The organism is Brevibacillus sp. YAE8, from assembly GCF_057543335.1.
The window spans coordinates 344,648-367,863 of the sequence record NZ_BAAIYG010000003.1 but is presented as its reverse complement, the minus strand read 5'-3'; the positions used below and the strand labels follow the sequence as shown (position 1 = coordinate 367,863).

Here is a 23,216-nt window from a genome sequence, read left to right as displayed (position 1 = left end):
TATCAGCGAGGGGTGGCATCGAGTGCCCAGTATTGCCCATTTGACAGAAGAGTTTTTCCGCACATTGCCGTTTTTTTGGAAGCCGCTGCTCTTGACGTTTGAGCTGACGATCGCTTCCGTCATCGCAGGGTCGATCATCGGGCTGTTCGTCGCCCTGTTGAAAGTCTCCAAGTTCAAGCTCGGGCAAATTGTTGCCAACGTCTATATTATGGTCATTCGCGGAACGCCTTTGATCGTGCAAATTTTTGTCCTCTATTTCGGTTTTTACAAGGTGATTGATCTCGGTCAATTTTGGTCAGCGGCTTTGGCCTTGGCGATCCACAGCGGGGCGTACATCGCGGAAATTTTCCGCGGGTCCATCCAGTCGATCGACAAGGGACAGATGGAGGCAGGCTTGTCGCTCGGGATGTCTACCGGCCAGACGATGCGCCGGATCATTTTGCCGCAGGCGATGAAGCGCTCCATTCCGCCGCTCGGCAACCAGTTTATTTTGTCGCTGAAGGAGTCGTCGCTGGCTGCTTTCATCGCGATGGATGAGCTGTTCTCGCTGGCGCGCCGCCTGTCTGCGGAAACCTTTGATGAGATGACGTACTTTTTGATCGTGGCCCTGTACTATTTGGTGATTGTCATGATCTTTACGTATATCGTCCATGTGATGGAAAAGCGGTTGGCCAAAGGTGACGTATAGAAGAGGGGAGGGAGAACGATGGAAGACAAGCAAGTCATGATCCGCGTGCAAAATTTGAAAAAAAGCTTCGGCGCCGTGGAGGTGCTGAGAGACGTGACGCTACAGGTGAAAAAGGGCGAAGTCGTCGTGCTGATCGGGGCGAGCGGCTCGGGAAAAAGCACGCTGATTCGCTGCATCAATTTTTTGGAGATCAAGGACGGCGGCGAGATTTTCATCGAAGGCAAGAGCATCGATCCGAAAAAGGACGACTTGACGAAGGTGCGGCAAAAGGTCGGCATGGTGTTCCAGCACTTTAATCTGTTCCCGCACAAAACGGTTTTGGAAAACATCATGGAAGCGCCGCTGATCGCGAAAAGGGCGGACAAGGAGCAAACGAGGCAGGAAGCGCTGCAACTGTTGCAGAAGGTAGGCTTGTCCGAAAAAGCAAACGTCTATCCATCCTCGCTGTCAGGCGGACAAAAACAGCGGGTAGCGATCGCCCGTTCGCTGGCGATGAAGCCGGAGATCATGCTGTTCGACGAGCCGACCTCCGCGCTCGACCCGGAGCTGGTCGGCGAAGTGCTGGAGACGATGAAGCAGCTCGCCCAGGACGGGATGACGATGATTATTGTGACGCATGAAATGGGCTTCGCCAAAGAAGTGGCGGACTGGGTCGCGTTCATGAACCAGGGCAAGATCGTGGAGATGGCCCGCCCGGCAGAAATGTTCAACAATCCGCAGGAAGAGCGGACGCGCGAATTTTTGAACCGGGTCTTGTAACGAGGGCAAAACGAAAGGGAGCGTAACGATGAGAGAGGTAGTCATTGTCGCCGGCGTGCGCAGCGCGGTCGGCGCATTCGGCAAAAGCTTGCGCGACGTCCCGGCAACGGAGCTGGGACGGCAAGTGCTGGAAGGGCTGATGGAAAAGGCGGCTTTTCCCAAGCAGGAAGTGAACGAAGTGATTTTCGGCAACGGCTACGTGCACGGAGGCGGGCTGAACGCGGCGCGCATCAGCTCGCAGTTGGCCGGATTTCCCCGCCATGTGTACGGGCACATCATCATCAAGGCGTGCGGCTCGGGCTTGAAAGCGATTGGCAGCGGCGCTTTTGCGATCATGGCCGGGCAAGAGGACGTGGTGGTTGCGGGTGGCGTGGAGAGCATGAGCAACGTGCCGTATTTGATGAAAAACCGCTGGGGCAGCAAGTTCGGCAACTTGACGATGGAAGATGCGCTTTTGTCTGACGGCTTGATCTGTTCCTTGGAAGGCGAGCACATGGGCAACACGGCTGAACGGCTTGCGCAGCAGTACGGTATTTCCCGCGAGGAACAGGACCGCTTCGCCTACGACAGCCACAAAAAGGCGGCGACTGCCATAGCCGCAGGCAAGTTTGCCAGCGAGATCGTGCCGATTGCCATCCATGAGCGCAAAGGAGTGCGGGTGTTCGATCAGGACGAGTCGGTCCGCCACGAGATTAGCCTCGAAGACTTGGCGAAGCTGAAAAGCGTATTCCAAAAAGACGGAACGATCACGGCAGGCAATGCGTGTCCGATGAATGACGGCGCAGCCGCAGTGTTGATGATGTCTCGCGAAAAAGCGGAGGAAGCGGGGCTTATGCCGCTGGTCAAAATCAAGGCGTTTGCCAGCGCGGGAGTCGAGCCGGGCGTGATGGGGATCGGGCCTGTGCCGGCCACCCAAAAAGCGCTGCAAAAAGCAGGGCTGACGCTGGACGACATCGGGCTGATCGAGCTGAACGAGGCGTTTGCCGCGCAAGCGTTGGCGGTGATGAAAGGGCTGGAGCTGGACCCGGCCAAGGTGAATGTCAACGGCGGCGCGATCGCGCTCGGCCACCCGGTCGGTGCCACCGGCGCGAAGCTGACCGTCAGCCTGATGAACGAAATGGTGCGCAGCCGCGTCAAGTACGGCATGGTGACGCTTTGCATGGCAGGGGGAATGGGCCTGTCTGTCATTTATGAAAACTTGACGCTGTCCTCGTAAGCTTTTCGGCGGACAAAGAACAGCACAGGAAAAGCCCCGTCAGAGGGCCACGTCGATCTCGGCTCGTGGCGGTCTGGCGGGGCTTTCTTTTGCTGGTGATCCGGGGCGACGTCTTGGGGCGGAGCGGAGCCATTTGCGCTTTGCGCACAAGCGACCGGAAAGCAGGCGGATGGTTCCGGTGCACGTTTTCGTTCGCACGCCGTCAGTCCGCGAGCATGACAGAAGGAGTCGCCGTCCGCACGAACACGAGCGCATCAAACGCTTTTGCCGGGACCATTTGCAGCGTGTACATGTTCTCGATGCTCGCGTACCAGCCGCTAAACACGTCGCCGATGGCGCTGATCGGCTGCGGACGATTCACATAGGCGTAAAAATCGGCATCCTGCCGCGTTTTGGCGAAGTCCAGGAAGCCGTCCGGCAGGTTGGTGCGCGCGAACAGCACGGCGAGGCGGTGATCCCCGGCGTTTTTGACAGCAAACAGCTTGCGTTCGTCGGTAGTGGCGTCCTTGGCCAGAAAGGCGCTTTCATAAAATTCGCTGCCGATTGCGTAATACTGGTCGCCGAGCGCTTTCGCCAAATACGCCCCCATGCAGGTTGCAAGACCCGTGGTCGTGGACGTCTTTTCGATGTGTCCGTTGTGTCCGGTGATGAACAGGCGCTCGCGGCCGTAATGTTTCTTTTCAAACGCGAGAATCCACATGACGCGCTCCGCCATGTAGCGATCGCGGGCGCTGCCGTAGTTGACGTTCGTTCCGTGCAGGATCGCGTTTTGTCTGATCGACTCGGCAAAGGCTAACGCCAGCTCGTAGTCTTTTTCGGAGCTTTTGGCGGTGTAGGCGGCTTTGTTTGCTTTCATCCGGCCGAGCAAGCTCTGGATGTGGGGAAGCCCTTCCTTGGCTGGCTGTTGTTCGGACAGCGTTTGATCGGTCAAAGCTGCCAAAGCTTTTTCATAGGTTGCGGCGAGGGGCGGATCGACTTTTTGCAAATAGGCGAACAGCGCTTGTTTGTTCTGGTCGTAGCGCTGCATGTCAAAGCCGTAAAAGCGGATGCGGTCGTGGTCAGCGCGCTGTTCGTTGTACGCGCGCATCCAGGACAACAGCGCTGCCATCTCCTCGGTGTTGTAGATCGCAAAGCCGAGCGCTTTTGCCGCCTCTTGCGCTGTCCCGCTTCCGCCGGATATGTAAGCGTCGACCTTCTGGCCGCCGCCGAAGTCGGCTTCGATGGCGAAGGCGCGGTAGCCGTGCTTTTCTACCAGTTGCCGAAACACGTCCAGCTTGAGCGTCGTAAATTGTTTGTTGCCGTGGGTCGCTTCGCCAAAGCCGATAACCGTTTTTTGGGGCAGCTCCATTTTCGATACGGGAACGACATGCTTGTTCATAGACGATGGCAGTGCGCTTGCCGCCTTCGCCTCGAAGGCTGTCAATACGCTCAGCACGAGCAGCAAGCTTGTGGCGAGCAAAAGAAATTTTTTCATCGTTTACCGTCTCGCTTTCTGTAGCAGGTCGCCTGTTTGCGACCAGGTGTGAACAGCGGGATGTGTTTGTTGCCGAGTGGAGCCAAGGCGTTCCTGCGGGGGAGCCGCTATCTTAAGCCGGGGTGTCAAACGGAAGGAATCTGCCCGTTGCCCGTATTTGCCACATCCTTCTTGCTTTCCTCTCCTATTATGGCACAGGCTGGAAAAAAGGGCACGAAACAAATGAGTCAACTACCCGCGAGGCGCTTTTCATCCAAAAGCAAAAGCCGGGGCCACCTTTTGCCAAGGCAGGCTTCCGGCTTTTGGGTCAGATCATGCGTCAAAGAACGGCGCTTCCTACATTTCCTCTGGCGCTGCCAGTCCGAGCAGGCGCAGCCCTTCTTTCAACACGGCCACCACCGCTGCCACGAGCTGGAGGCGGGAAGCTTTCACGTCTTCTTCTTCCGCGAGAATGCGGACGTTGGCGTAGAATTTGTTGAACGACTGCGCGAGGTCGATGACGTACTTGCCGATTTGCGACGGGTCGAAGTTGTCGCTGGCCCGTTCGATCACCTCAGGGAAGCCGTTCAGCAAGGTGATGACCGCCCATGCTTCCTTGCTGTCCAAAGCGCCTGGTACGAGGCTCGCTGTCGTTTGCGGCTGGTAGTTGCCTTTGCGCAGAAGCGAGCAGGCGCGGGCGTGCGTGTATTGCACGTAAGGTCCGGTTTCGCCCTCGAAGGTGAGCATTTCTTCCCAGGAGAAGTTGATGTCGTTCAGGCGGTAGTTTTTCAGGTCGTGGAAAATGACAGCGCCGACCCCAACCTGGCGGGCAACTTCTTCCTTGTTCGCGAGCGTCGGGTTTTTCTCCTCGATCACTTTTTGCACGTCGGCAATCGCTTGTGCCAATACTTCCTCCAGCAAAACGACTTTTCCTTTGCGGGTGGACATTTTCTTGCCGTCCTTGAGCATCATGCCGAACGGGATGTGGTGCATGTCGGCGGACCAGGCGTAGCCCATTTTTTCCAGTACCTTGTACAGTTGCTGGAAGTGGAGACGCTGCTCGTTTCCGACGACGTAGAGCGCTTTGGCGAAGTCGTACGTCTCGTGGCGGTACAGGGCGGCAGCCAGATCGCGCGTCGCGTACAGCGTCGCACCGTCCGATTTTTTAATCAGGCACGGCGGCATGTTGTACTCGTCGAGGTTGACGACCAAGGCGCCGTCCGATTCGGTCAGCAGTCCTTTTTCTTCCAGCAAGGTGACGACGCGATCCATCTTGTCGTTGTAGAAAGCTTCGCCGTGCGTGGAGTCGAAGGAGACGTTCATCAGCTCGTAAATTTTCATGAACTCCTTGAGCGATTCGTCGCGGAACCATTTCCACAGATGCTGTGCTTCTGCGTCGCCGTCCTCCAGCTTTTTGAACCATTCGCGGCCCTGGTCTTCCAGAGTCGGGTCTTTTTCCGCTTCTTCGTGGAAGCGCACGTACAGGCTGAGCAGCTCCTTGATTGGCTCGGCTTTTACTTTTTCCTCGTCTCCCCACAGACGGTAGGCGACGATCAGTTTGCCGAACTGCGTGCCCCAGTCGCCCAAATGGTTGATGCGCACAGGCTGGTAACCGCGTTTTTCCATGATGTTCGCAATCGCGTTTCCGATCACGGTAGAGCGCAGATGGCCCATGGAAAACGGCTTGGCGATGTTCGGCGAGGACAGGTCGATTGGCACTTTGCGGCCCTGGCCTACCTGGCTGCTGCCGTAGGCGCTGCCTTGCTCAAGGATCGTTCCGATCACTTGCGCCGCCACATTTTCCTGATCGAGAAACAGGTTGACGTAAGGGCCGACCGCTTGGGCAGAGCGCAGTGGCGCTCCTTCGATTTTTTCGGCAAGCTCTGTGGCGATCATCGGTGGCGCTTTGCGGAGCGCTTTTGCGAGCTGGAAGCAAGGGAAGGCGATATCTCCCATCGCAGGGTTTGGCGGCGTTTCCAGCATGCCGTAAACTGTTTCTGTTGGGAAGGTGTCCACACCGAGAGAGGTGAGGGCAGCGGCGATTTTTTCCGCGACTTGGTGCTTGTAGCTCATTGTGATTCTCCTTTCAAAATGGGAAAAAGCTTAAGGGACGCAAAAGAAAACAAAAAAACCTCCGCGTCTCCTGGATAAAAGAGACGAGAGGTTGTGCTCCCGCGGTGCCACTCTTGTTGTTTTCGCCTGCATGCGTGCATCAGGCAAAAACCGCTTTGTGCTGCTGTAACGGGCAGACCCGGCAAAACCCTACGCGATCCGGGCGCGATTTGCTTCGCCGGATGTTCAGGCCGCATCTCCGAGGGGCGCTTCCTCGCGTGGTTCGGCATCGGGCTTCCACCATCCCCGACTCGCTACAGCCTCATTCCAGGAGTACTTTCCTCATCAACGATTCGCTTGTTTCTCTAGCATTATAGCCGTTTTTGGTGCCAGGATGCAACTTACTCTTCGGCTTTTTTCAAAATCTTGTCGAGCTCGGCGAAATATTGCTTCGTCAGCTTTTCTTTTTCTTCCGCGCTCATAGTTTCCGCGTTCATCCACTGCTGCTTGTAAAGCTCCAGTTGCTCCACCATCGCCAGCTCGGCCGCCGCCTCCTCGTCCAGATCGTAGTTTTCGGATGGATCAAACGGAATGAGCCGATTGTCGTTGCCGCTGCGCAGGTAGGGGGAGCGCCAGTTTTCCGGGAAGCGGTACGGCTGCTCGCCGAACATCAGTCCCAGGACGTCATCGGAGTCAATCGGCAGGAAGTGATCGTAGTTGTCCCTGCGGCCCCCTTCCGACAGGTTGATATGGGACAAAAAGTAGCGCAAATAATGTTCTCCTGTTTCGGTATGCTTTACGATGGAGTAGCTTTCAAATTCGGAGCTTTCCAGTTCTTTTATCGTTTCTATACAGGACAGAAATTCGTCCTTTTCACGCGCGAGCAGAGCGTCCATTGTCGATCGTTCCTTTCATCGGTTTGGGTAGCCTCATGATAGCAAAAGCGTTTCGCTCTGACAATGAAGGCAGAGCGGTCAAGTGCCATCCTGTTGAAAAAAGTTAACTAACGATGCTTCTCACAAAAAGCCCGTAGCTGGATCAATGGCGGCGAGAAGGCAACGGTCGCGCCTGCGGCAGCAGAAAAAGTCGCGCAAGCCTTTTGGAAAACGATGGTGGGGGAAGAAGCCGACGTTTACGAGCGCCAGGCGACAGAGGTTTATGCGGATGAGCATTGGCGCAACGGAACGTGGATGAACGTCAGCGACCAGCGGATGGAAAACGGCAAGCCTGTCCCGTATGACGTCCTGACCGTCCAGGTGGACAAGCGTGAGCGCGTCGCCTTTTACGGCAGGCGGTCTGGCTGCGATCGCACTGTCCATGACATGAAAAAAGAGGCTATCCCTTCAAGCCAAGGCAAGGGGGATAGCCTCTTCCTGTCATTTACTTAGCAGTCGTCGTTCGAACACCCGACAATGACCAGCAGGATAAACAGTACGAGCACCAATGCGAAGCTGTCTCCAAAGATGCCGTGTCCGCAGTAAGATGTACTCACGTTTGTTCCCCCTCCTTTCCGTTATGCTACAGTCTATACACGAACGCACAGATTGGCGTGGGCGAATGCCCGGTATGCGCAAAAATGGGCGCAGAAGAGCGGGAAGAGTGTAAAGAATAGACAAATTCTCAATTGACGAAGACTTTTCGCGGTGTTAAGATACTTTCAAACATCAAACCTGAAAGCAAAAAATGAATAGCATAGTAACAACTCTTATCAAGAGAGGCAGAGGGACTGGCCTGATGAAGCCTCGGCAACCGGTTAAAATCCGGTGCCAATTCCAGCAAAGCTACGTGCTTTGAAAGATGAGAGGATGGTTCAGGCGCAAGTGTATCCGCGGACAAATCCTCTTCTTTCAAAGAAGAGGATTTTTTGATGCAAAAAACGGCTGAGAATAAACCGACGCAAGGGAGAAAAGGAGCACGTCAATGAAACCCACTTTTCGCGAACAGCTTTCCCGGAAAATTCTGATTCTGGACGGTGCGATGGGCACCATGCTGCAGCAGGCGAACCTGACCGCCGATGATTTTGGCGGCGAAGCGTACGACGGCTGCAACGAGCTGCTGAATTTGACCAGGCCCGATGTGATTCGCTCCATCCATGAAAAATATTTGGAAGCGGGAGCGGACATCGTGGAGACCAATACATTCGGGGCGACTTCGGTCGTGTTGGCCGAATACGATGTCGCGGACAAGGACCTGGAAATCAATATCGCCGCTGCCCGTCTGGCGAAGGAAGCAGTCGATGCCTACTCCACAGCCGAATGGCCGCGCTACGTGGCGGGGGCGATGGGGCCGACGACGAAAACGCTGGCACTGACAGGCGGCGTCACTTTCGAGGAACTGGTGGAGTCGTACTACCGCCAGGCAAAAGGGTTGATTATCGGCGGGGTGGACGTCCTGTTGCTGGAGACGTCGCAGGATACGCTGAACGTCAAGGCAGGCGGGATCGGCATTCGCCAGGCGTTTGAAGAACTGAACGTAGAACTGCCGGTGATGCTGTCCGGAACGATCGAGCCGATGGGTACGACTTTGGCGGGGCAAAACATTGAAGCGTTCTACATCTCGCTTGAGCACCTGAAGCCCGTGACGATCGGCCTGAACTGTGCGACAGGGCCGGAATTTATGCGCGACCATCTGCGCACGTTGTCCGGCTTGGCCCAATGTGGGGTAAGCTGCTATCCAAACGCCGGGCTGCCGGACGAAAACGGGCACTACCACGAGACGCCGCAAGGACTTGCTGCGAAAATGCGCGCTTTTGCCGAGCAAGGCTGGCTGAACGTGGCAGGCGGCTGCTGCGGAACGACGCCTGACCACATCCGGGCAATGGCGGAGGCGCTCAAAGACTGCAAGCCGCGCCAGGCAACAGAGCAGGCGGTCAGTGCCGTATCCGGCATCGAGGTCGTCTACGTCGAGGACGACAATCGCCCGCTTCTGGTCGGGGAGCGCACGAACGTCATCGGCTCGAAAAAATTCCGCGATCTGATCGCAGCAGGGCAGTACGAGGAAGCGTCCGACATCGCCCGCGCCCAGGTGAAGCGCGGGGCGCACGTCATCGACATTTGCCTGGCTGACCCGGATCGCGACGAGTATGCGGACATGGAAAAGTTTTTGCAGTTCGTCGTGAAAAAGGTCAAGGCTCCGCTCATGATCGACTCGACAGACGCGAAAGTGATGGAGCTGGGCTTGCGTTATTCCCAGGGAAAAGCGATTCTCAACTCGATCAACCTGGAGGACGGACTGGAGCGCTTTGAAGAAGTGGCTCCGCTAATCCGCAAGTTCGGGGCGGCCGTCGTCGTCGGGACGATCGAGGAAGCCGGAATGGCGATCACCCGCGAGAAAAAGCTTGAGGTCGCGAAGCGCTCCTATGACATATTGGTCAACCAGTACGGCATCCCGCCGCAGGATATCATTTTTGACCCGCTCGTCTTTCCGGTAGGGACGGGAGATGAACAGTACATCGGCTCCGCGCGGGAGACGGTGGAGGGGATTCGCCTCATTAAAGAAGCGATGCCACAGTGCAAGACGATTCTTGGCGTCAGCAACGTTTCCTTCGGTTTGCCGCCAGCGGGACGCGAAGTGCTCAACGCGGTGTTTTTGTACCATACGACGCTCGCCGGACTTGATTTTGCCATCGTCAATACGGAGAAGCTGGAGCGCTACGCTTCGATCCCGGAGGACGAGCGCAAGCTGGCGGAAGCGCTGCTGTTTGAAACAAACGACGAGACATTGGCAGCCTTTACGGAGTTTTACCGCCAGAAGAAAAAAGAAGTGCGCGTGGAAGCTTCCTCGCTGACGCTGGAAGAGCGGCTGGCCCGCTATGTGGTGGAAGGCTCGAAGGACGGCCTGGTCGACGATTTGAAGCTGGCACTGGAAAAGTACACGCCGCTGGAAATCATTAACGGTCCGCTGATGGCCGGGATGGAAGAGGTCGGCCGGCTGTTCAACGGCAACCAGCTCATCGTTGCGGAAGTGCTGCAAAGCGCGGAAGTCATGAAAGCGTCCGTCTCGTTTTTGGAGCCGTTCATGGAAAAGAGCGATTCCGCGTCGAAAGGCAAAATTTTGCTGGCGACCGTCAAAGGCGACGTGCACGACATCGGCAAAAATCTGGTGGAGATCATTTTGGCCAACAACGGCTACAACGTCGTGAACCTGGGGATCAAAGTGCCGCCTGAGCAACTGATTGCCGCCTGCCGCAAAGAGAAGCCGGATGCGATCGGCCTGTCCGGGCTGCTGGTGAAGTCGGCCCAGCAGATGGTCATTACCGCACAGGACTTGCGTGCGGCGGGAATCGACGTGCCGATGATGGTCGGAGGGGCGGCGTTGACCCGCAAGTTCACCTCCAACCGGATTGCGCCTGAATACCGCGGGGTTGTGCTGTACGCCAAAGACGCGATGGACGGCCTCGATCTCGTCAACCGTCTGCAAAACCCGGAGGAGCGCGAGCGGCTGATCGCGGAACAGCAGGATTTGGCCGAAGCGGCTGCTGCCGCTGCTGCACAGCCTGTCGTGCAGGAGAAAAAAGCTCCGCTCCCGGCGCGTTCGGCCATCAGCAGAACCGTTCCGATCCACCTGCCGCCGGATTGCGACCGCCATGTGCTGCGCCAATACCCGATCAGCCACTTGCAGCCGTACTTGAACTTGCGCATGCTGCTCGGCAAGCATCTGGGCGTGCGCGGCAATGTGGAAAAGCTGCTCGAAGCGGGCGACGAAAAAGTGCTGGAGCTGTACGGCGTGGTCGAGGAACTATTAAAGGAAGCGAAGCAGCGCGGAACGATTACTGCGCACGGCGTGTACCAGTTTTTCCCGGCGCAAGCGGACGGCAACGATATTATCGTCTACGATCCAAACGATCACAGCAAAGTGCTGGAGCGCTTCTCGTTCCCGCGCCAGCCGGAGGAACCGCATCTGTGTCTGTCTGATTTCTTGCGCCCGGTCGAGAGCAAGGAAATGGATTACGTCGGCTTTTTGACTGTGACGGCAGGGGGCGGTATCCGCGAGCGTTCGACGGAACTGAAGGAGCGCGGCGACTATTTGCGCTCGCACGTCTTGCAGGCGCTCGCTCTGGAGTTGGCGGAGGCGTTCGCCGAGCGGATTCACCACATGATGCGCGACGTCTGGGGGATTCCCGATCCGGCGGAGATGACCATGCTGGAGCGCTTCGGTGCCCGTTACCAAGGCATTCGCGTGTCGTTCGGCTATCCGGCTTGCCCGAATCTGGAGGACCAGGCGCAGTTGTTCCGTCTGCTGCGGCCAGAGGATATCGGCGTTCAGTTGACAGAAGGCTTCATGATGGAGCCGGAAGCATCTGTCTCCGCGATGGTATTTGCCCACCCGGAAGCGCGCTACTTTAACGCGGGTCCGTCGGTGTTTGAAGTATAGATCGTCTAATGAAATGGGAGAGAAGGGATTGAGTTGACGACGAGCAAGAAAGACTTACGGGACTATTTGCAAGATCACCTGCTGGTCGGAGACGGAGCCATGGCGACCCAGCTACATGCGCTGGGTGCCCCGGTTGGCGTCAGCTTTGAAGAATTGTGTTTATCCAATCCGCGCGTGGTGCATGAGGTTCATGCCTCGTACTATCAGGCGGGGGCGCGCCTTTTGGAGACGAATACGTTTTCGGCGAACCGCGACGCGCTCAGCCGCTACGGCCTGGAGCACAAGGTAGCGCGGATCAACCGTCTCGCTGTGGCGATCGCCCGCGAGGCGGCACAGGATGATGCGTATGTAGCGGGCAGCATCGGCTCGATTTTGGCCGGACGGGTCAAGAAAAAGGTACTGGATGAATATCGCGACCAGTACGAGGAACAGGCAATCGCCCTGTTGCACGCAGGCGCAGACGCGCTGATTTTGGAGACGTTTCTCGATCTGGAGGAGCTATTGCTGGCGATTGAGGTCATCCGTCCGTTGACAGATGTGCCGGTCATCGCCCAGCTTGCGACGCTCGAAGTCGGGCGGACGCGCGACGGCTACTCGTTGACAGACGCTTTTCCGCAGTTGAAAAAGGCAGGAGCTGACATCATCGGCCTGAACTGCCGTTTGGGTCCGGCTGAAATTTTGCGCTCTTTTGAAGGGACGATCTTCCCGGACGATTCGCTGCTGTCGGCGTTTCCAAACGCAGGAAGGCTGGGCATGACGGACGGGGAGTACGCCTTCAAGTCGTCTCCCGAATACTTTGCCGAAAGCGCCTTGCGCCTGAGGGACCAGGGAGTTCGCCTGATCGGCGGCTGCTGCGGAACGACTCCTGCGCACGTGAAGGCGATGGCAGACGCGCTCGCTTCGCAACAGCCGAAAGCCCGCGTCAATCCGCCCGTTGCCCTGGTCGAGCGCCCGCACATTTCCGTGCAAAGCACCCACGAGCGGGAAAAGCCGAGCATTGTCGAGCGGGTCAAAACAGGCACGACGATCATCGTCGAATTTGATCCGCCGCGCGATCTCGACGCCGAGCAGTTTTTGGACGGTTGCTGCGAACTGCACAAGGCCGGGGCGGATGCGATCACCCTGGCGGACAATTCGCTCGCCACTGTGCGGATGAGCAACATGGCGCTCGGCGCGCTGATGAAAAACAGGCACGGGATCGACCCGCTGCTGCACATCGCCTGCCGCGACCGCAATCTGATCGGCCAGCAATCCCACCTCATGGGGCTGCACGCGCTCGGCATCGACCAAATTCTCGTCATCACGGGCGACCCGTCGCGCTTCGGCGATTTGCCGGGGGCCAGCTCGGTGTTTGACGTTACTTCCTTCGATCTGATCCGCATGGTGAAGCAACTGAACGAAGGCGTCTCGTTCTCGGGACGTCCGCTGAAGCAAAAAGCCCAGTTTATCGTCGGCGCGGCCTTCAACCCGAACGTCCGCAACATGGCGGCAGCCGTCGCCCGACTGGAAAAGAAAGTCGAGGCCGGGGCCGATTACATCATGACTCAGCCGGTGTACGACGTCGAATCGATCCGGCAGGTGCACGAGGCGACCAAGCACATCGGGATTCCCGTCTTTATCGGAATCATGCCGTTGACCAGCTCGCGCAACGCCGAGTTTTTGCACAACGAGGTGCCGGGCATCAAGCTTTCGGCGGAAGCGCTGGAGCGAATGAAAAAGGTGCAGGGTCCGGCCGCCAGACAGGAAGGGATCGCCATTGCGAAAGAGCTGCTCGATACGGCTGTCCGCTATTTCAACGGCATTTACCTGATTACGCCCTTCAACTACTACGAGATGGCAGCGGAGCTGATCGCCTACGTGCGCCAGCAGAGCGCGCTGGTCAAAACGGCGCAGCCGTAACGGCTTTCGCTCGCCAAGCCCACTCTCTGTCGACATGCCAACAGGCCCTCGCGTAAAAGACAGGCTACAGCCTTTGTCGTTTACGCGAGGGCTTTTAGTTCGTCCAGCATGTACGCAGTCTTTAAGGATTCGCGTGTGCAAAATTGCTGGATGTGCGCCGCATCCATTTGCTCGTACTGCTTCATGCGCAAAAAGCGTTCCATTATATGCGGAAAGGCGAGGTCGACAAACAGCAGGTGAAGCTGTTCGGCCGACAGCGGGTTTTCCCGCAAATAGCCGCGCAACAGGTAGGCAAACAGTTGCTTGTTCCATGCCCCTTCCTTGCGCATGGCAAGCGACAGCACACGGCTGATGTCTTTGGAAGGAAAGTCGTAGCGGACATCTTCCCAGTCGATGATCGCGATTCGTTTGTTGCGCACAAGCAAATTGCCGTTGTTGAAGTCGCCGTGGCAGAGGAAGTGCTTGCTGAGCGGCGCTTTTTTCCACTTGGCAAAATAGGCGGACGTATTCAGTTGCTTGCGCGCCGTCTGTCCAGCCTGGCGAAAATACGGGAGGTACTCGACGATGGTGGAGAAATGCGGCTTCTGCTTGTCTGCGTGCCGTTGCTCCCATTTTTCCAGCGCGGCCAGGTCCGTTTTGTATTCTTCCGACCATTTTTTGGCGCCGTTGTAAAGTTCGCCGTGCTTGGAGGTAAAGCCGAGCGAGCTTTTGTGAAACTGCCCGAGCAAAGCGCCGACCTGCTCCAGCTTGCCCGGCGAGTTGTAGGCGAGCTTCGGCCAGGACAGCCACTGATGGAGGACGAACAGGTTGTCTTTCCAAATAATATAGCGTTTGCTGTTTTTCGTCCGCTGAATACCGGGGATGAGGATTCCTTGTTTGCGCAGGTGCGCTTCGGCGTTCAGGATAAAATGCTGGCGCTCTTTGGGCAAATACGATACTTTGCCGATGAACTTGCCGATGGAAGTATCGAAAAAAACGACGAGCGACTTGGGCGTTTCCCTAAGCTTTTCGTGCTGGATGACAGTCAGGGCGTATTTTTGCTCGATCTTGCGGATGAGGTCGTCCATCCGGTTTGCGCCTCCCTTGCGTATAAGATCGTACGATTATAGTACGCCAAGAGAGACAGCAGTTGACACAAAAATGCTCAGCCGGGCGGCAAGGGCAGCGGATGCCAGTTCTTTTCCCGCAAAAAGGCGCTGAGCTCGGCGAATTTGGCGATTCTTTCTGCGCGCGTGAAGGAAGCGTTGGCTCCGCTCGTGGACGGGATCACAAACAGATAGCTGCCAGCCCAGTCATCTGTGGCAAATGCTTTTTCCGGCTGCAAGCCGAGAGCGACAGCCGCCTTCTTCTGGCCCGTGGCATGGCGAAAGGCGGTAATCCCGTTAAAGCAGATGACGCGCGGGCGATAGGTCTGGATCATCTGGACGAACTGCTCGGCCCCTGTCGCGAAGTCGTCGCGGGTGAGGTCCTGCGACGAGCGGGTAGGGCGCGAGACGAGATCGGTAATGCCGTAATCGTATTCAAGCAGCAGGGCGGTTTCTTCCGGGCGCAGTTGCCGGGGGGTAAGCCCGCCTTCGAACAGGCCGCGCCAAAACAAATTCGCCGGGTTCGCGTAGTGGAAGCCTGCCGACGCCGAGACGCGCCCGGGATTGATGCCGCAAAACAAAACCGCCAGATCGCGGCGGATGTAAGTCGGCAGCCATTTTTCCGTAAAGTCGACCAATGCGATTCCCTCCGTTTTTTTCACATTGTAGCACACCCGAGAGCGCTTACAGCAACAAGCAAAAAAAGCCGCCAGACGGCTGGCAGCTTATCGGTAAAAGGTCGATCGGTTCGGTAGTGAAATTACAGTTGAGCGTACGGCAGCATGTGCTCCGGCTCGTTCATGATGAATTGTTCCATTTCATTGCGGACGTATTTTTTTGTCTCGAATGGAACGGCTTCGTGTTCTTCTTTGCCCCACAACCAGCGCGACAACGATTGAATCATAAGGATTCTCCTCACTTGGTGGTAATGTTTTACATGCTCATCATACTCCTGTTTTGTTGGTTTGTGGTTGGGGATCTGTGAATAAGGCGTGAAGAAATGGTGGATAGAACGTGAACAAAAAGGAAGCGATTACAGCCACAGATGAAAAAAGCGCTCCCGGATCGGGAACGCTGAGGGTACAACCTGTTACAGTTTGTAGATGTCGGTATATTTTTTCTCCAGGTAATCCATCAGGTAAGTGGCGTTTGTGCCTTCCCCGGTAATCGCTTGCACGAGTTCGCGCGGGCTTTTCATTTTGCCGTACTGATGGATGTTTTCTTTGAGCCAGGCGCGAATCGGAGCGAAGTCGCCGTTCGCCACGAGGTCTTCGAAGCCGCTAAGCTCGCTTTTCATCACATGGGCGAACTGGGCGGCGTACACGTTTCCGAGCGAGTAGGTTGGGAAGTAGCCAAAGCTGCCGCCGGACCAGTGCACATCCTGGAGGACGCCCAGCGTGTCGGTTGGCGGTTCGATGCCCAAGTATTCCTTCATCTTTTCGTTCCAGATTTGCGGCAGATCGGCAACCTGGATCGTCTGGTTAATGAGCCCTTTTTCGATCTCGTAGCGAATCATGACGTGCAGGTTGTACGTCAGCTCGTCTGCTTCGGTGCGGATGAACGACGGGGTCACGGAGTTGACAGCGCGGTACAGGTCTTCGGCCGTCACGCCTGCGAACTGCGCCGGGAACGCTTTTTGCAAATCCGCGAAAAAGTGGTTCCAGAACGGCAGGCTGCGCCCGATCATGTTTTCCCAGAAGCGGGACTGCGACTCGTGAATGCCCATCGAGGTGCCGTCGCACAGCGGGGTAAACAGCAGCTCCGGATTGATGTTTTGCTCGTACATCGCGTGGCCCGCTTCATGAATGCAACTGAACAAGGCGGAGTTGAAATCATTTTCGGCGTAGCGCGTCGTGATGCGGACATCTCCCGGATTGAAGGTCGTGCAGAACGGATGCGCGCTTCTGTCCATCCGGCCTGCCTTGAAGTCGTAGCCGATTTTCTCCAGGATATAGCGGCTGAACGCTTCCTGCTCGGCAATGGGGAAGTTTTTGTGCAAAAACGACGTGTCCGGCTTGTTCGGGGAGTCGGCGATCGCTTTGACCAGCTTGACGGTTTTTTCGCGCAAGGTGGCGAAGATCGGATCGAGCTGATCGACCGTCATGCCCGGCTCGTACAGGTCGAGCAAGGTGTTGTACTTGTTCTTGCCGTCGTGTCCCCAATATTCAATAAACTCAAGCTGGAAGTTGACGATTTTCTCCAGGTACGGCTGGAACATGGAAAAGTCGTTGTTCGCCCGGGCTTCTTCCCATACGGTTTCCGCCTGGGAGGTCAGCACGACAAACTCCTGATACTTGGCAGCCGGAATTTGCTTGTTGCGGTCGAACTCTTTTTTGCATTCGAGGACGCTGTGGCGGGTGATTTCGTCGAGTGCTTCCAGGGCGGACGGTTCACCGAGCTCGGCGAGAAACGCTTCCATTTCCTTGGACGTCGCCAGCTTGAACTGTTCGCCAGCCAGCACGCCGATGATCTCGGAGCGGGCATCCATCCCTTTGCGCGGAGCTTGTGTAGCTTTGTCCCAATGCAGGACGGCGAGTGCCTGGTTGTAGCTGGTCATTTTTTTCACATAGGCCCGAAAATCGGCCGCGCGTGTTTCGAGATTCGTCGTCATGAAGTCCCTCCTGTGTAATTGTGCATAGCCATGTTATCAATATGTACATCATGCAGTCAAAAAATTTTTACTACTAAATATTATAACGATTTGGAGAAAAATTACTAGGTGGATGCAGGGCGCATTTGTCGGTATAATCGTATAGGAAAACAATCTGGCACCTTATTCGCGACGACAGGAGAATGAAGATGAGTCAAACCAATCCCCAATGGGAAAATGAGATAGCAAAACGCCGCACCTTTGCCATCATCTCCCACCCGGATGCGGGTAAAACAACGATGACGGAAAAGCTGCTCTACTACGGTGGAGCCATTCGTGAGGCAGGGGTGGTCAAAGGCCGGAAAAACGCCAAGCACGCCACATCCGACTGGATGGAGATCGAGAAAAAGCGCGGAATCTCCGTGACGTCCAGTGCGATGGACTTTGAATACAAAGGGCACCATATCAATATTTTGGACACTCCTGGTCACCAGGACTTCAGCGAAGACACATACCGCACCCTGACCGCCGCCGATGCCGCTGTCATGATTATCGACGTGGCCAAAGGGGTGGAGGCGCAGACGATCAAGCTGTTCAAAGTCTGTCGGATGCGGGGCATCCCGATTTTTACGTTCGTCAACAAGCTCGACCGCCACGGGAAGGACCCGTTTGAACTGCTGGAAGAAATCGAGCGCGTGCTGGGCATCCGCTCGTACCCGATGAACTGGCCGATCGGCATGGGCAGCTACTTCAGCGGCGTCTACGACCGGATGAAATCCCGCGTCGAGCTGTACCAGAACAACTCGCAGCACGAGGAAATTTCGTTTTTCCCGGTCAAGGGCGCAGAGGACCCGATGATCGGCGAGCGCGTCGGTCAGGAGCTGTGGCAGCAGTTGCAGGACGAAATCTCCCTGCTCGATGTCGCCGGGGACGAATTTGATCCCGAGCTGATCGCCCAAGGACAGCTCACGCCTGTATTTTTCGGCAGTGCGATCAACAACTTCGGCGTGCAGACCTTCCTGGACAACTTCCTGCAAATGGCGCCAGCGCCTTCTGCGAAAAAGAGCAATATCGGCCTGATCGATCCGTACACGAATCCGTTTTCCGGCTTCATTTTCAAAATCCAGGCCAACATGAACCCTGCCCACCGCGACCGTATCGCCTTTTTGCGCATTTGCTCCGGCAAGTTCGAGCGGGGCATGTCCGTGAAGCACGTGCGTCTCGGCAAAGACATCAAGCTGGCCCAGCCTGTGCAGTTCATGGCGCAAGATCGCGAAATCGTCGAGGAGTCGTTCGCCGGTGACGTCATCGGCTTGTTCGACCCGGGCATTTTCCAGATCGGCGATACGCTCTGTGTCGGCCAATCGTTTGAGTACGAGGAAATGCCGCACTTCTCGCCGGAGTTTTTCTCCAAGGTGATGGTGAAAGACGCGATGAAACACAAGCAGTTCCAAAAAGGCATCATGCAACTGACAGAGGAAGGGACGGTGCAGTTGTTCCGCACCTATCCGATGGAAGAGCTGATTTTGGGTGTAGTCGGCGTCCTGCAGTTCGAGGTGCTGGAATACCGCCTGAAGGCCGAGTACGGTGTCGAAATCATGCTGACGAGAATGCCGTACCAGATCGCGCGTTGGCTGGAAGGCGATAAGGCGGCGCTCGACGCCGTGAAAAACAAAACGGTTACCGACCGCTATGGCCGCCCGGTGATGCTGTTTGAAAGCGAGTATCAACTGCGGGTCGCCATGGAAAAGTATTCGTCGATCAAGTTCCACGAAAGCTCGCTCGGATTGAAAGCGACGCAGTCATAAGTGATGAAAAGAACAGGACCTCTTGAGCAGTGGCGGGGTCCTGTTTTGCTTTTCCTATCCTACTTGGACGACTCCCCTCATATACTGGGACAAAGACTGGCGGGATGAGAGGAAGGGAATGCTTTGAGGGTTCTGCTGTTGGTCGTGTTGTTTCTCGTTGCCTTCGACATGCACGCACAGACGCCGCTTTTGGCGCCGTACTTGAATATTTTGGGTGTGTCGGCTGCCATGATCGGCTTTGTGCTGGGCGGCTATGCAGTAAGCAATCTGACCGGAAATCTCTTCGCGGGTCCTTTTCTCGATCGGTTTCCGAAAAAGTGGTTTATCGCCGGAGGCTTGATTCTGGCCGGATTCATGCTGATTGGTCAAGGCGTCGTGACGCATACGGGCGGTTTTTTTGCTTTTCGGCTCATGCTTGGCTTTGTCATGGCCTTCGTCTCTCCCGCCTGCTCGGCGATGCTGGGCGAGACGGGCAAGACGGCGCTCGAACAAGGCGAGATCATGGGCAAAAAAGGACTGGTGCTCACGACAGCGGGGATTGTGTCGCCAGCGGTCGGCAGCTTTTTTGCCGTTCAGTTCGGCTACGGCCAATCGTTTGTCATTCTCGGCTACATCATGATCGTAGCCGGCGTGTTTTCCTGGCTCGTGCTCCCGGCCAAAGTGGATGGCGGCGGCATGCCTGCCAAGCTATTGCCCAAGGCGGCAGGTCGCCAAAGCCTGCTGACGATTCTGGAAAATCGCATGCTGTATCCGGCCTTTTTGGGCGGGTTTGCGATCATTTACGCGCAAGGGACGATCATCTACGAGGTGCCGCTGCTCGTGCAAAAGCAAGGGATGTCGCCAGCCGTGACCGGCATTTTGTTCAGTTTGAAAGGTTTGGGGGCGCTGGCGATTCTCTGCCAGTTTTGGCTGCACAAAGTCCCGGTGGAGACGCGAAGCTTTGCCGGACTCGGAGTGCTCAGCGCGCTTTTGTACATGCTCGCGCTCGGCGTGGCGATCCCGATCCAGGTGATGATGTTTTTGTTCGGCGCCTGCTTCGGCATGTTGTTCCCGGCTTTTGCCACGATCCTGACGGTGCACTCGCCGCGCGAGCTGTACGGCAGCGTGTTCAGCATCTACTCGGCGGTGCTGTCTGTCGGGGCGGTGCTGAGCCCGGTCATCGCGGGCTTGTTGGGGAATTGGCATCATTCGTACTTTATTGCGTTCTTCGTGACGGCAGGGGTGTGTTTGATCGGCGTGTTGCATCGGTTGTTGTTGAGCGGGGTTCCGCGGTAGGGGGTGGAGAGAGTTTTCCTGGGGCGGGGGAACTCTTTTTTTGTGTGCGGGGTATATCGACATTTTTAAAAGCAGAAATGAGGGGGGCGACCGAAAATGCCTTATTGATAATAATAGCTATTAACGAAAGTATGATTCATGGTCTTTAACGAGAGAAAATGTTGGGACAGTTTCTAGAAATGCAAGTATCTTCGTTTAGTACTGCAGTTACACTGTTCTTTGGTTTTCCTTAGTCTGCCAGAGTAATTTTCAGAGGAATTCAAGTAGACACAAGCGAGGCGAAATACTGTAGATCTAGTTTCTGTGCTCCAGAGTGAAGCAAGCCTCCCAAACAGTAGACAAAACTAGTGTCCATGATACTAGTGTGTTGTAATATGCACACCTTATGGGGGCTGGCTCCACGATTGGCACTATTAAACTACATGAAGTCCAGTGTAAACTGGGTAATTTGGTGATCCAGTCATTATAAAAAGCAAATAGTTAAAAGTAGGGGGGAAGATTGAGTGTTTAGACAGAATACTTTACAGACTAATTTGTTTCAATTATTTCTGCGACTTGTAAGTGCATTTGCGGATTAGCGGTCTCTAGCGTTATTCGATGAAATTTTGTTTTAAATTTGTGTTTCAAGTCATCAACGACAGTTGGTTTTATAAGGTAATTGGGGAAATTGTCAGCGAACTCTTTCCGATTGTTCCATAACCTGAGTTCTCTTACTTTTTGTGATTCAGCATCAATATTCTCAGAGCGAAGGTCAGTAATAGACCCATGGCCAAAATATGTTGCTAGTGCCATAAAATCAATAATTGGAACGTCATGCAATTTCATTCCTGTGAAGTGGGGATAATTACAAATAACAGCAGAATAAATTGGTTTCCCCTCTACACCATTTAGTATTTCAGAAAAGTAATCATTATGTTTTTGTACAAAGTTTATTTTTCTCTTTAACTGTAGGGCTCCATCAGATAATCTTTTGATGGCATTATGGACATCCCTTGGCTCCATTGGATACTTTACATTTTTTATTTCAGCAATAAAGATAAAATCATCGAATGAAACGATAAGGTCAATTTCCTCAGAAACTTTCTTTGAAATCTGAAAATCGCTTAGTGAAGGAATAGTAAAATTACCTTTAGAGACTAACTTGGATTTTAAATCATTTTTAATGAAAGTTTCTAGTGCAAAACCCCTCTCATTTAAATTAAATCCAGCTCCTTCAAGCCATTCATCGATCAATTGCAGATAATTGGGAGATAATATGGATGGTATAGAAAGATAGAATACATCTTGATCTTTTACTAAAGGGCGTTTCCATAGATTTATTCTTTCCATTTGGAGAATGTCGCTTTGTATTAGATTTATGTAAGATTCAATTTGAGTAGTTGTGTATGTCGTTGTATCTATAAAATAATTCATTAAATCTTTTTTTCTAATTCTAACCATATAGTCTTTTATATCTGTCGCATCATTTACTTCAGGTAAGCAATCCTTAACTTTTTCGGTTAAATGAACTAGCTCACTGTGTAAAACCATTAAATCATCCACAGTTAGCTTTCCTAATTTTTCAAGTTCTTTTCTTGTGAAATGTGGGTAGAATGCTGCAATAAAAGCCAATCCTTGTACCAACTCTGATTGTAGTAAAGCATTCGGCCCCTCGTTTTGAACTGAATAGCGAATATATCCTCTCGAGTTAATACGGATATTTGAAATGTTCTTCCCTTTTCTCGTTTCTGATAAAAAGCGTAAGTAAATCGGATTTTCCTTTAAGTGCTGGTAAATAGTTATAGAGTATGCAAGCGCATTCCTTTGCACTCTGAACATACCAAGTTGAAGAAGAATTTGGGAATCCGGTTCAATGTAACGTAGATATAATTCTTCATTTTTTTCAATGATCGTTCCGTTCTCCCATACCATACGATCAAAAGCATCTTTAACTACGTATAGCAGGTTCGAAGCTCTATACATTTTACTAGAAGCTTCATGAATTCTTGCTGGTACAGCATTATCATGCCGAGAATCTTCTTTGTGAAAATATTTTAAGTAATTTAATAGTAGATTTAAAAGATCAGTTTGCAACTCATAAGAATTTACAGCATTACTTTTGAAATTTTTTTCATCAATTTTGAGCATTGCCATTTCTTCAAGTCTTAATTGATTAGTTGATTGAATCATTTTATTTATTGACATCTCAATCATTTTTGTATCATGATTTACAATCGCAATTAAGTATTGGATAACGTTTATTACATTAATTCCTGGTTCACTTAAAGTTTTTTTCATATATTCGTACAGTTCTTTGTAATAGTAATTAAATACAGGCGTTTGCACAGCTATTCTAACGGCGTCAATATCACTTTCCTTATCTTTAATTTGTGATGTATCTTCCTTTTCCGATTTTAGATACTCTTTTAAGATAAGTTGAATTTGCTCTGGGTTGTAATTGTCACTAAATGGGTTGAAAGATTTTTCATTAAATAATAATTTACGGATGCTAGTGATCTTCAAATTACCATGCCTCCAAACATACATAAGACTTCAAAAGACAATCTACCATGTTTTTCCTGTTGATTGCAAGAGTACCCCCGAAGATACACAAGCGCAGAATGTGGGAATATATGATGTCAGCCAACAATTGCAAGTGTCATTAGAAGAAGTCGAGTGTATATTCTACTCCGCATGAATGGCTATGGGCAAACAGACGTTCATTCTAACAACATTGTAGCGGGAACCGTTTCCCTATAACTAGCGAGTGGCAGGAGGATACATAGAAAAGCGGGCAACCGAAAAAATGAATGAAAGAGGGAACTCAGGAAGGGGCACATTTGGCAGTAAATAAAAACTTATTCAGTGGCAAATGGAAGCTGCTGCTGGTAGAGACAAAGATTCAAAGTAAGAAAGTAAAACAACGGGCTTGCATCTGCAAAAACCTCCACCTCCCACTTGCATTTACAAAACAAGTGGTTATAATTACGTTTAAACGATTAAACCAAAGAACCAATGAACGAACGAAAGGATGAACCG

At 53.7% G+C, this 23,216-nt stretch carries 17 protein-coding genes, 1 riboswitch and 1 other annotated feature; of the genes, 8 read left to right on the top strand and 9 right to left on the bottom strand.

Annotated features, from left to right (window positions below; translation table 11 throughout):
* Window positions 1-22: 22 nt before the first annotated feature.
* Genes AC27IT_RS07270 through AC27IT_RS07260 form a run of 3 tightly spaced genes read left to right on the top strand, consistent with a single transcriptional unit; the run spans window position 23 to window position 2,663 of the window.
* Complete coding sequence (locus AC27IT_RS07270; RefSeq protein WP_025848420.1) at window positions 23-688, top strand: amino acid ABC transporter permease; 666 nt, start codon at window positions 23-25, stop codon at window positions 686-688.
* 18 nt (window positions 689-706) lie between these two features.
* Entirely contained in the window at window positions 707-1,447 is a 741-nt protein-coding gene (locus AC27IT_RS07265) for an amino acid ABC transporter ATP-binding protein (RefSeq protein ID WP_327953527.1), read from the top strand.
* 28 nt (window positions 1,448-1,475) lie between these two features.
* Window positions 1,476-2,663 carry a thiolase family protein gene (locus tag AC27IT_RS07260; protein WP_026557031.1) on the top strand — a complete coding sequence of 396 codons (1,188 nt, stop codon included), beginning with the start codon at window positions 1,476-1,478 and terminating at the stop codon, window positions 2,661-2,663.
* Between the two features lie 202 nt (window positions 2,664-2,865).
* On the opposite strand, the gene AC27IT_RS07255 is transcribed toward AC27IT_RS07260, so the two are convergent.
* From AC27IT_RS07255 to AC27IT_RS07245, 3 genes are all read right to left on the bottom strand, one after another.
* Window positions 2,866-4,137 (bottom strand): erythromycin esterase family protein, encoded by a 1,272-nt coding sequence (locus tag AC27IT_RS07255; protein WP_221842748.1) that lies wholly within the window; start codon window positions 4,135-4,137, stop codon window positions 2,866-2,868.
* A 336-nt stretch (window positions 4,138-4,473) separates the two neighbouring features.
* On the bottom strand, window positions 4,474-6,189 hold the full coding sequence (gene argS, locus AC27IT_RS07250) for an arginine--tRNA ligase (RefSeq protein ID WP_007785153.1): 1,716 nt from the start codon (window positions 6,187-6,189) through the stop codon (window positions 4,474-4,476).
* Window positions 6,190-6,265: 76 nt separating this feature from the next.
* Window positions 6,266-6,526 (bottom strand) — a binding site (T-box leader).
* 43 nt (window positions 6,527-6,569) lie between these two features.
* Window positions 6,570-7,064 (bottom strand): hypothetical protein, encoded by a 495-nt coding sequence (locus AC27IT_RS07245; RefSeq protein ID WP_005835067.1) that lies wholly within the window; start codon window positions 7,062-7,064, stop codon window positions 6,570-6,572.
* 213 nt (window positions 7,065-7,277) lie between these two features.
* Between AC27IT_RS07245 and AC27IT_RS07240 the strand changes: the two genes are divergently transcribed.
* Window positions 7,278-7,556, top strand: coding sequence for a hypothetical protein (locus tag AC27IT_RS07240; protein ID WP_025848430.1), 279 nt, complete (start codon window positions 7,278-7,280; stop codon window positions 7,554-7,556).
* On the opposite strand, the gene AC27IT_RS07235 is transcribed toward AC27IT_RS07240, so the two are convergent.
* Complete coding sequence (locus tag AC27IT_RS07235) at window positions 7,553-7,660, bottom strand: YjcZ family sporulation protein (RefSeq protein WP_005835070.1); 108 nt, start codon at window positions 7,658-7,660, stop codon at window positions 7,553-7,555. The genes AC27IT_RS07240 and AC27IT_RS07235 overlap by 4 nt on opposite strands.
* Window positions 7,661-7,870: 210 nt before the next feature.
* Window positions 7,871-7,972: riboswitch (SAM riboswitch) on the top strand.
* A 116-nt stretch (window positions 7,973-8,088) separates the two neighbouring features.
* Here AC27IT_RS07235 and metH point away from each other — a divergent pair.
* Together metH and AC27IT_RS07225 are read left to right on the top strand one after the other, a co-directional pair.
* Window positions 8,089-11,541, top strand: a complete 3,453-nt coding sequence (gene metH / locus AC27IT_RS07230; protein WP_005835072.1) for a methionine synthase — start codon at window positions 8,089-8,091, stop codon at window positions 11,539-11,541.
* A 33-nt stretch (window positions 11,542-11,574) separates the two neighbouring features.
* Window positions 11,575-13,440, top strand: a complete 1,866-nt coding sequence (locus AC27IT_RS07225; RefSeq protein WP_005835074.1) for a bifunctional homocysteine S-methyltransferase/methylenetetrahydrofolate reductase — start codon at window positions 11,575-11,577, stop codon at window positions 13,438-13,440.
* Between the two features lie 80 nt (window positions 13,441-13,520).
* Here the strand turns inward: AC27IT_RS07225 and AC27IT_RS07220 are convergent, their stop codons facing one another.
* From AC27IT_RS07220 to AC27IT_RS07205, 4 genes are all read right to left on the bottom strand, one after another.
* The gene (locus AC27IT_RS07220; RefSeq protein ID WP_025848433.1) at window positions 13,521-14,507 is read right to left on the bottom strand and encodes a phosphotransferase; all 987 of its coding nucleotides are present in this window, start codon (window positions 14,505-14,507) and stop codon (window positions 13,521-13,523) included.
* Window positions 14,508-14,584: 77 nt separating this feature from the next.
* The gene (locus tag AC27IT_RS07215) at window positions 14,585-15,163 is read right to left on the bottom strand and encodes a mismatch-specific DNA-glycosylase (RefSeq protein ID WP_025848435.1); all 579 of its coding nucleotides are present in this window, start codon (window positions 15,161-15,163) and stop codon (window positions 14,585-14,587) included.
* A 122-nt stretch (window positions 15,164-15,285) separates the two neighbouring features.
* The gene (locus tag AC27IT_RS07210; RefSeq protein WP_005835081.1) at window positions 15,286-15,429 is read right to left on the bottom strand and encodes a hypothetical protein; all 144 of its coding nucleotides are present in this window, start codon (window positions 15,427-15,429) and stop codon (window positions 15,286-15,288) included.
* Between the two features lie 186 nt (window positions 15,430-15,615).
* Complete coding sequence (locus AC27IT_RS07205; protein ID WP_007785163.1) at window positions 15,616-17,136, bottom strand: carboxypeptidase M32; 1,521 nt, start codon at window positions 17,134-17,136, stop codon at window positions 15,616-15,618.
* 188 nt (window positions 17,137-17,324) lie between these two features.
* Here AC27IT_RS07205 and AC27IT_RS07200 point away from each other — a divergent pair, with 188 nt between their 5' ends.
* Entirely contained in the window at window positions 17,325-18,923 is a 1,599-nt protein-coding gene (locus AC27IT_RS07200; RefSeq protein ID WP_025848437.1) for a peptide chain release factor 3, read from the top strand.
* A gap of 123 nt (window positions 18,924-19,046) precedes the next feature.
* Window positions 19,047-20,198: an MFS transporter gene (locus AC27IT_RS07195; protein ID WP_221842752.1), complete on the top strand. Its 1,152-nt coding sequence runs from the start codon at window positions 19,047-19,049 to the stop codon at window positions 20,196-20,198.
* 528 nt (window positions 20,199-20,726) lie between these two features.
* Here AC27IT_RS07195 and AC27IT_RS07190 read toward each other — a convergent pair.
* Window positions 20,727-22,700 (bottom strand): hypothetical protein, encoded by a 1,974-nt coding sequence (locus tag AC27IT_RS07190; protein ID WP_025848438.1) that lies wholly within the window; start codon window positions 22,698-22,700, stop codon window positions 20,727-20,729.
* Window positions 22,701-23,216: the final 516 nt, after the last annotated feature.

Excerpts from the sequence above, each read along its gene's own strand:
- AC27IT_RS07200 (WP_025848437.1), top strand. The coding sequence starts at position 17,325 with ATGAGTCAAACCAATCCCCAATGGGAAAATGAGATAGCAAAACGCCGC.
- AC27IT_RS07255 (WP_221842748.1), bottom strand. The coding sequence starts at position 4,137 with ATGAAAAAATTTCTTTTGCTCGCCACAAGCTTGCTGCTCGTGCTGAGC.
- AC27IT_RS07245 (WP_005835067.1), bottom strand. The coding sequence starts at position 7,064 with ATGGACGCTCTGCTCGCGCGTGAAAAGGACGAATTTCTGTCCTGTATA.
- argS (WP_007785153.1), bottom strand. The coding sequence starts at position 6,189 with ATGAGCTACAAGCACCAAGTCGCGGAAAAAATCGCCGCTGCCCTCACC.
- AC27IT_RS07210 (WP_005835081.1), bottom strand. The coding sequence starts at position 15,429 with ATGATTCAATCGTTGTCGCGCTGGTTGTGGGGCAAAGAAGAACACGAA.
- metH (WP_005835072.1), top strand. The coding sequence starts at position 8,089 with ATGAAACCCACTTTTCGCGAACAGCTTTCCCGGAAAATTCTGATTCTG.
- AC27IT_RS07265 (WP_327953527.1), top strand. The coding sequence starts at position 707 with ATGGAAGACAAGCAAGTCATGATCCGCGTGCAAAATTTGAAAAAAAGC.
- AC27IT_RS07220 (WP_025848433.1), bottom strand. The coding sequence starts at position 14,507 with ATGGACGACCTCATCCGCAAGATCGAGCAAAAATACGCCCTGACTGTC.
- AC27IT_RS07240 (WP_025848430.1), top strand. The coding sequence starts at position 7,278 with ATGGTGGGGGAAGAAGCCGACGTTTACGAGCGCCAGGCGACAGAGGTT.
- AC27IT_RS07260 (WP_026557031.1), top strand. The coding sequence starts at position 1,476 with ATGAGAGAGGTAGTCATTGTCGCCGGCGTGCGCAGCGCGGTCGGCGCA.
- AC27IT_RS07205 (WP_007785163.1), bottom strand. The coding sequence starts at position 17,136 with ATGACGACGAATCTCGAAACACGCGCGGCCGATTTTCGGGCCTATGTG.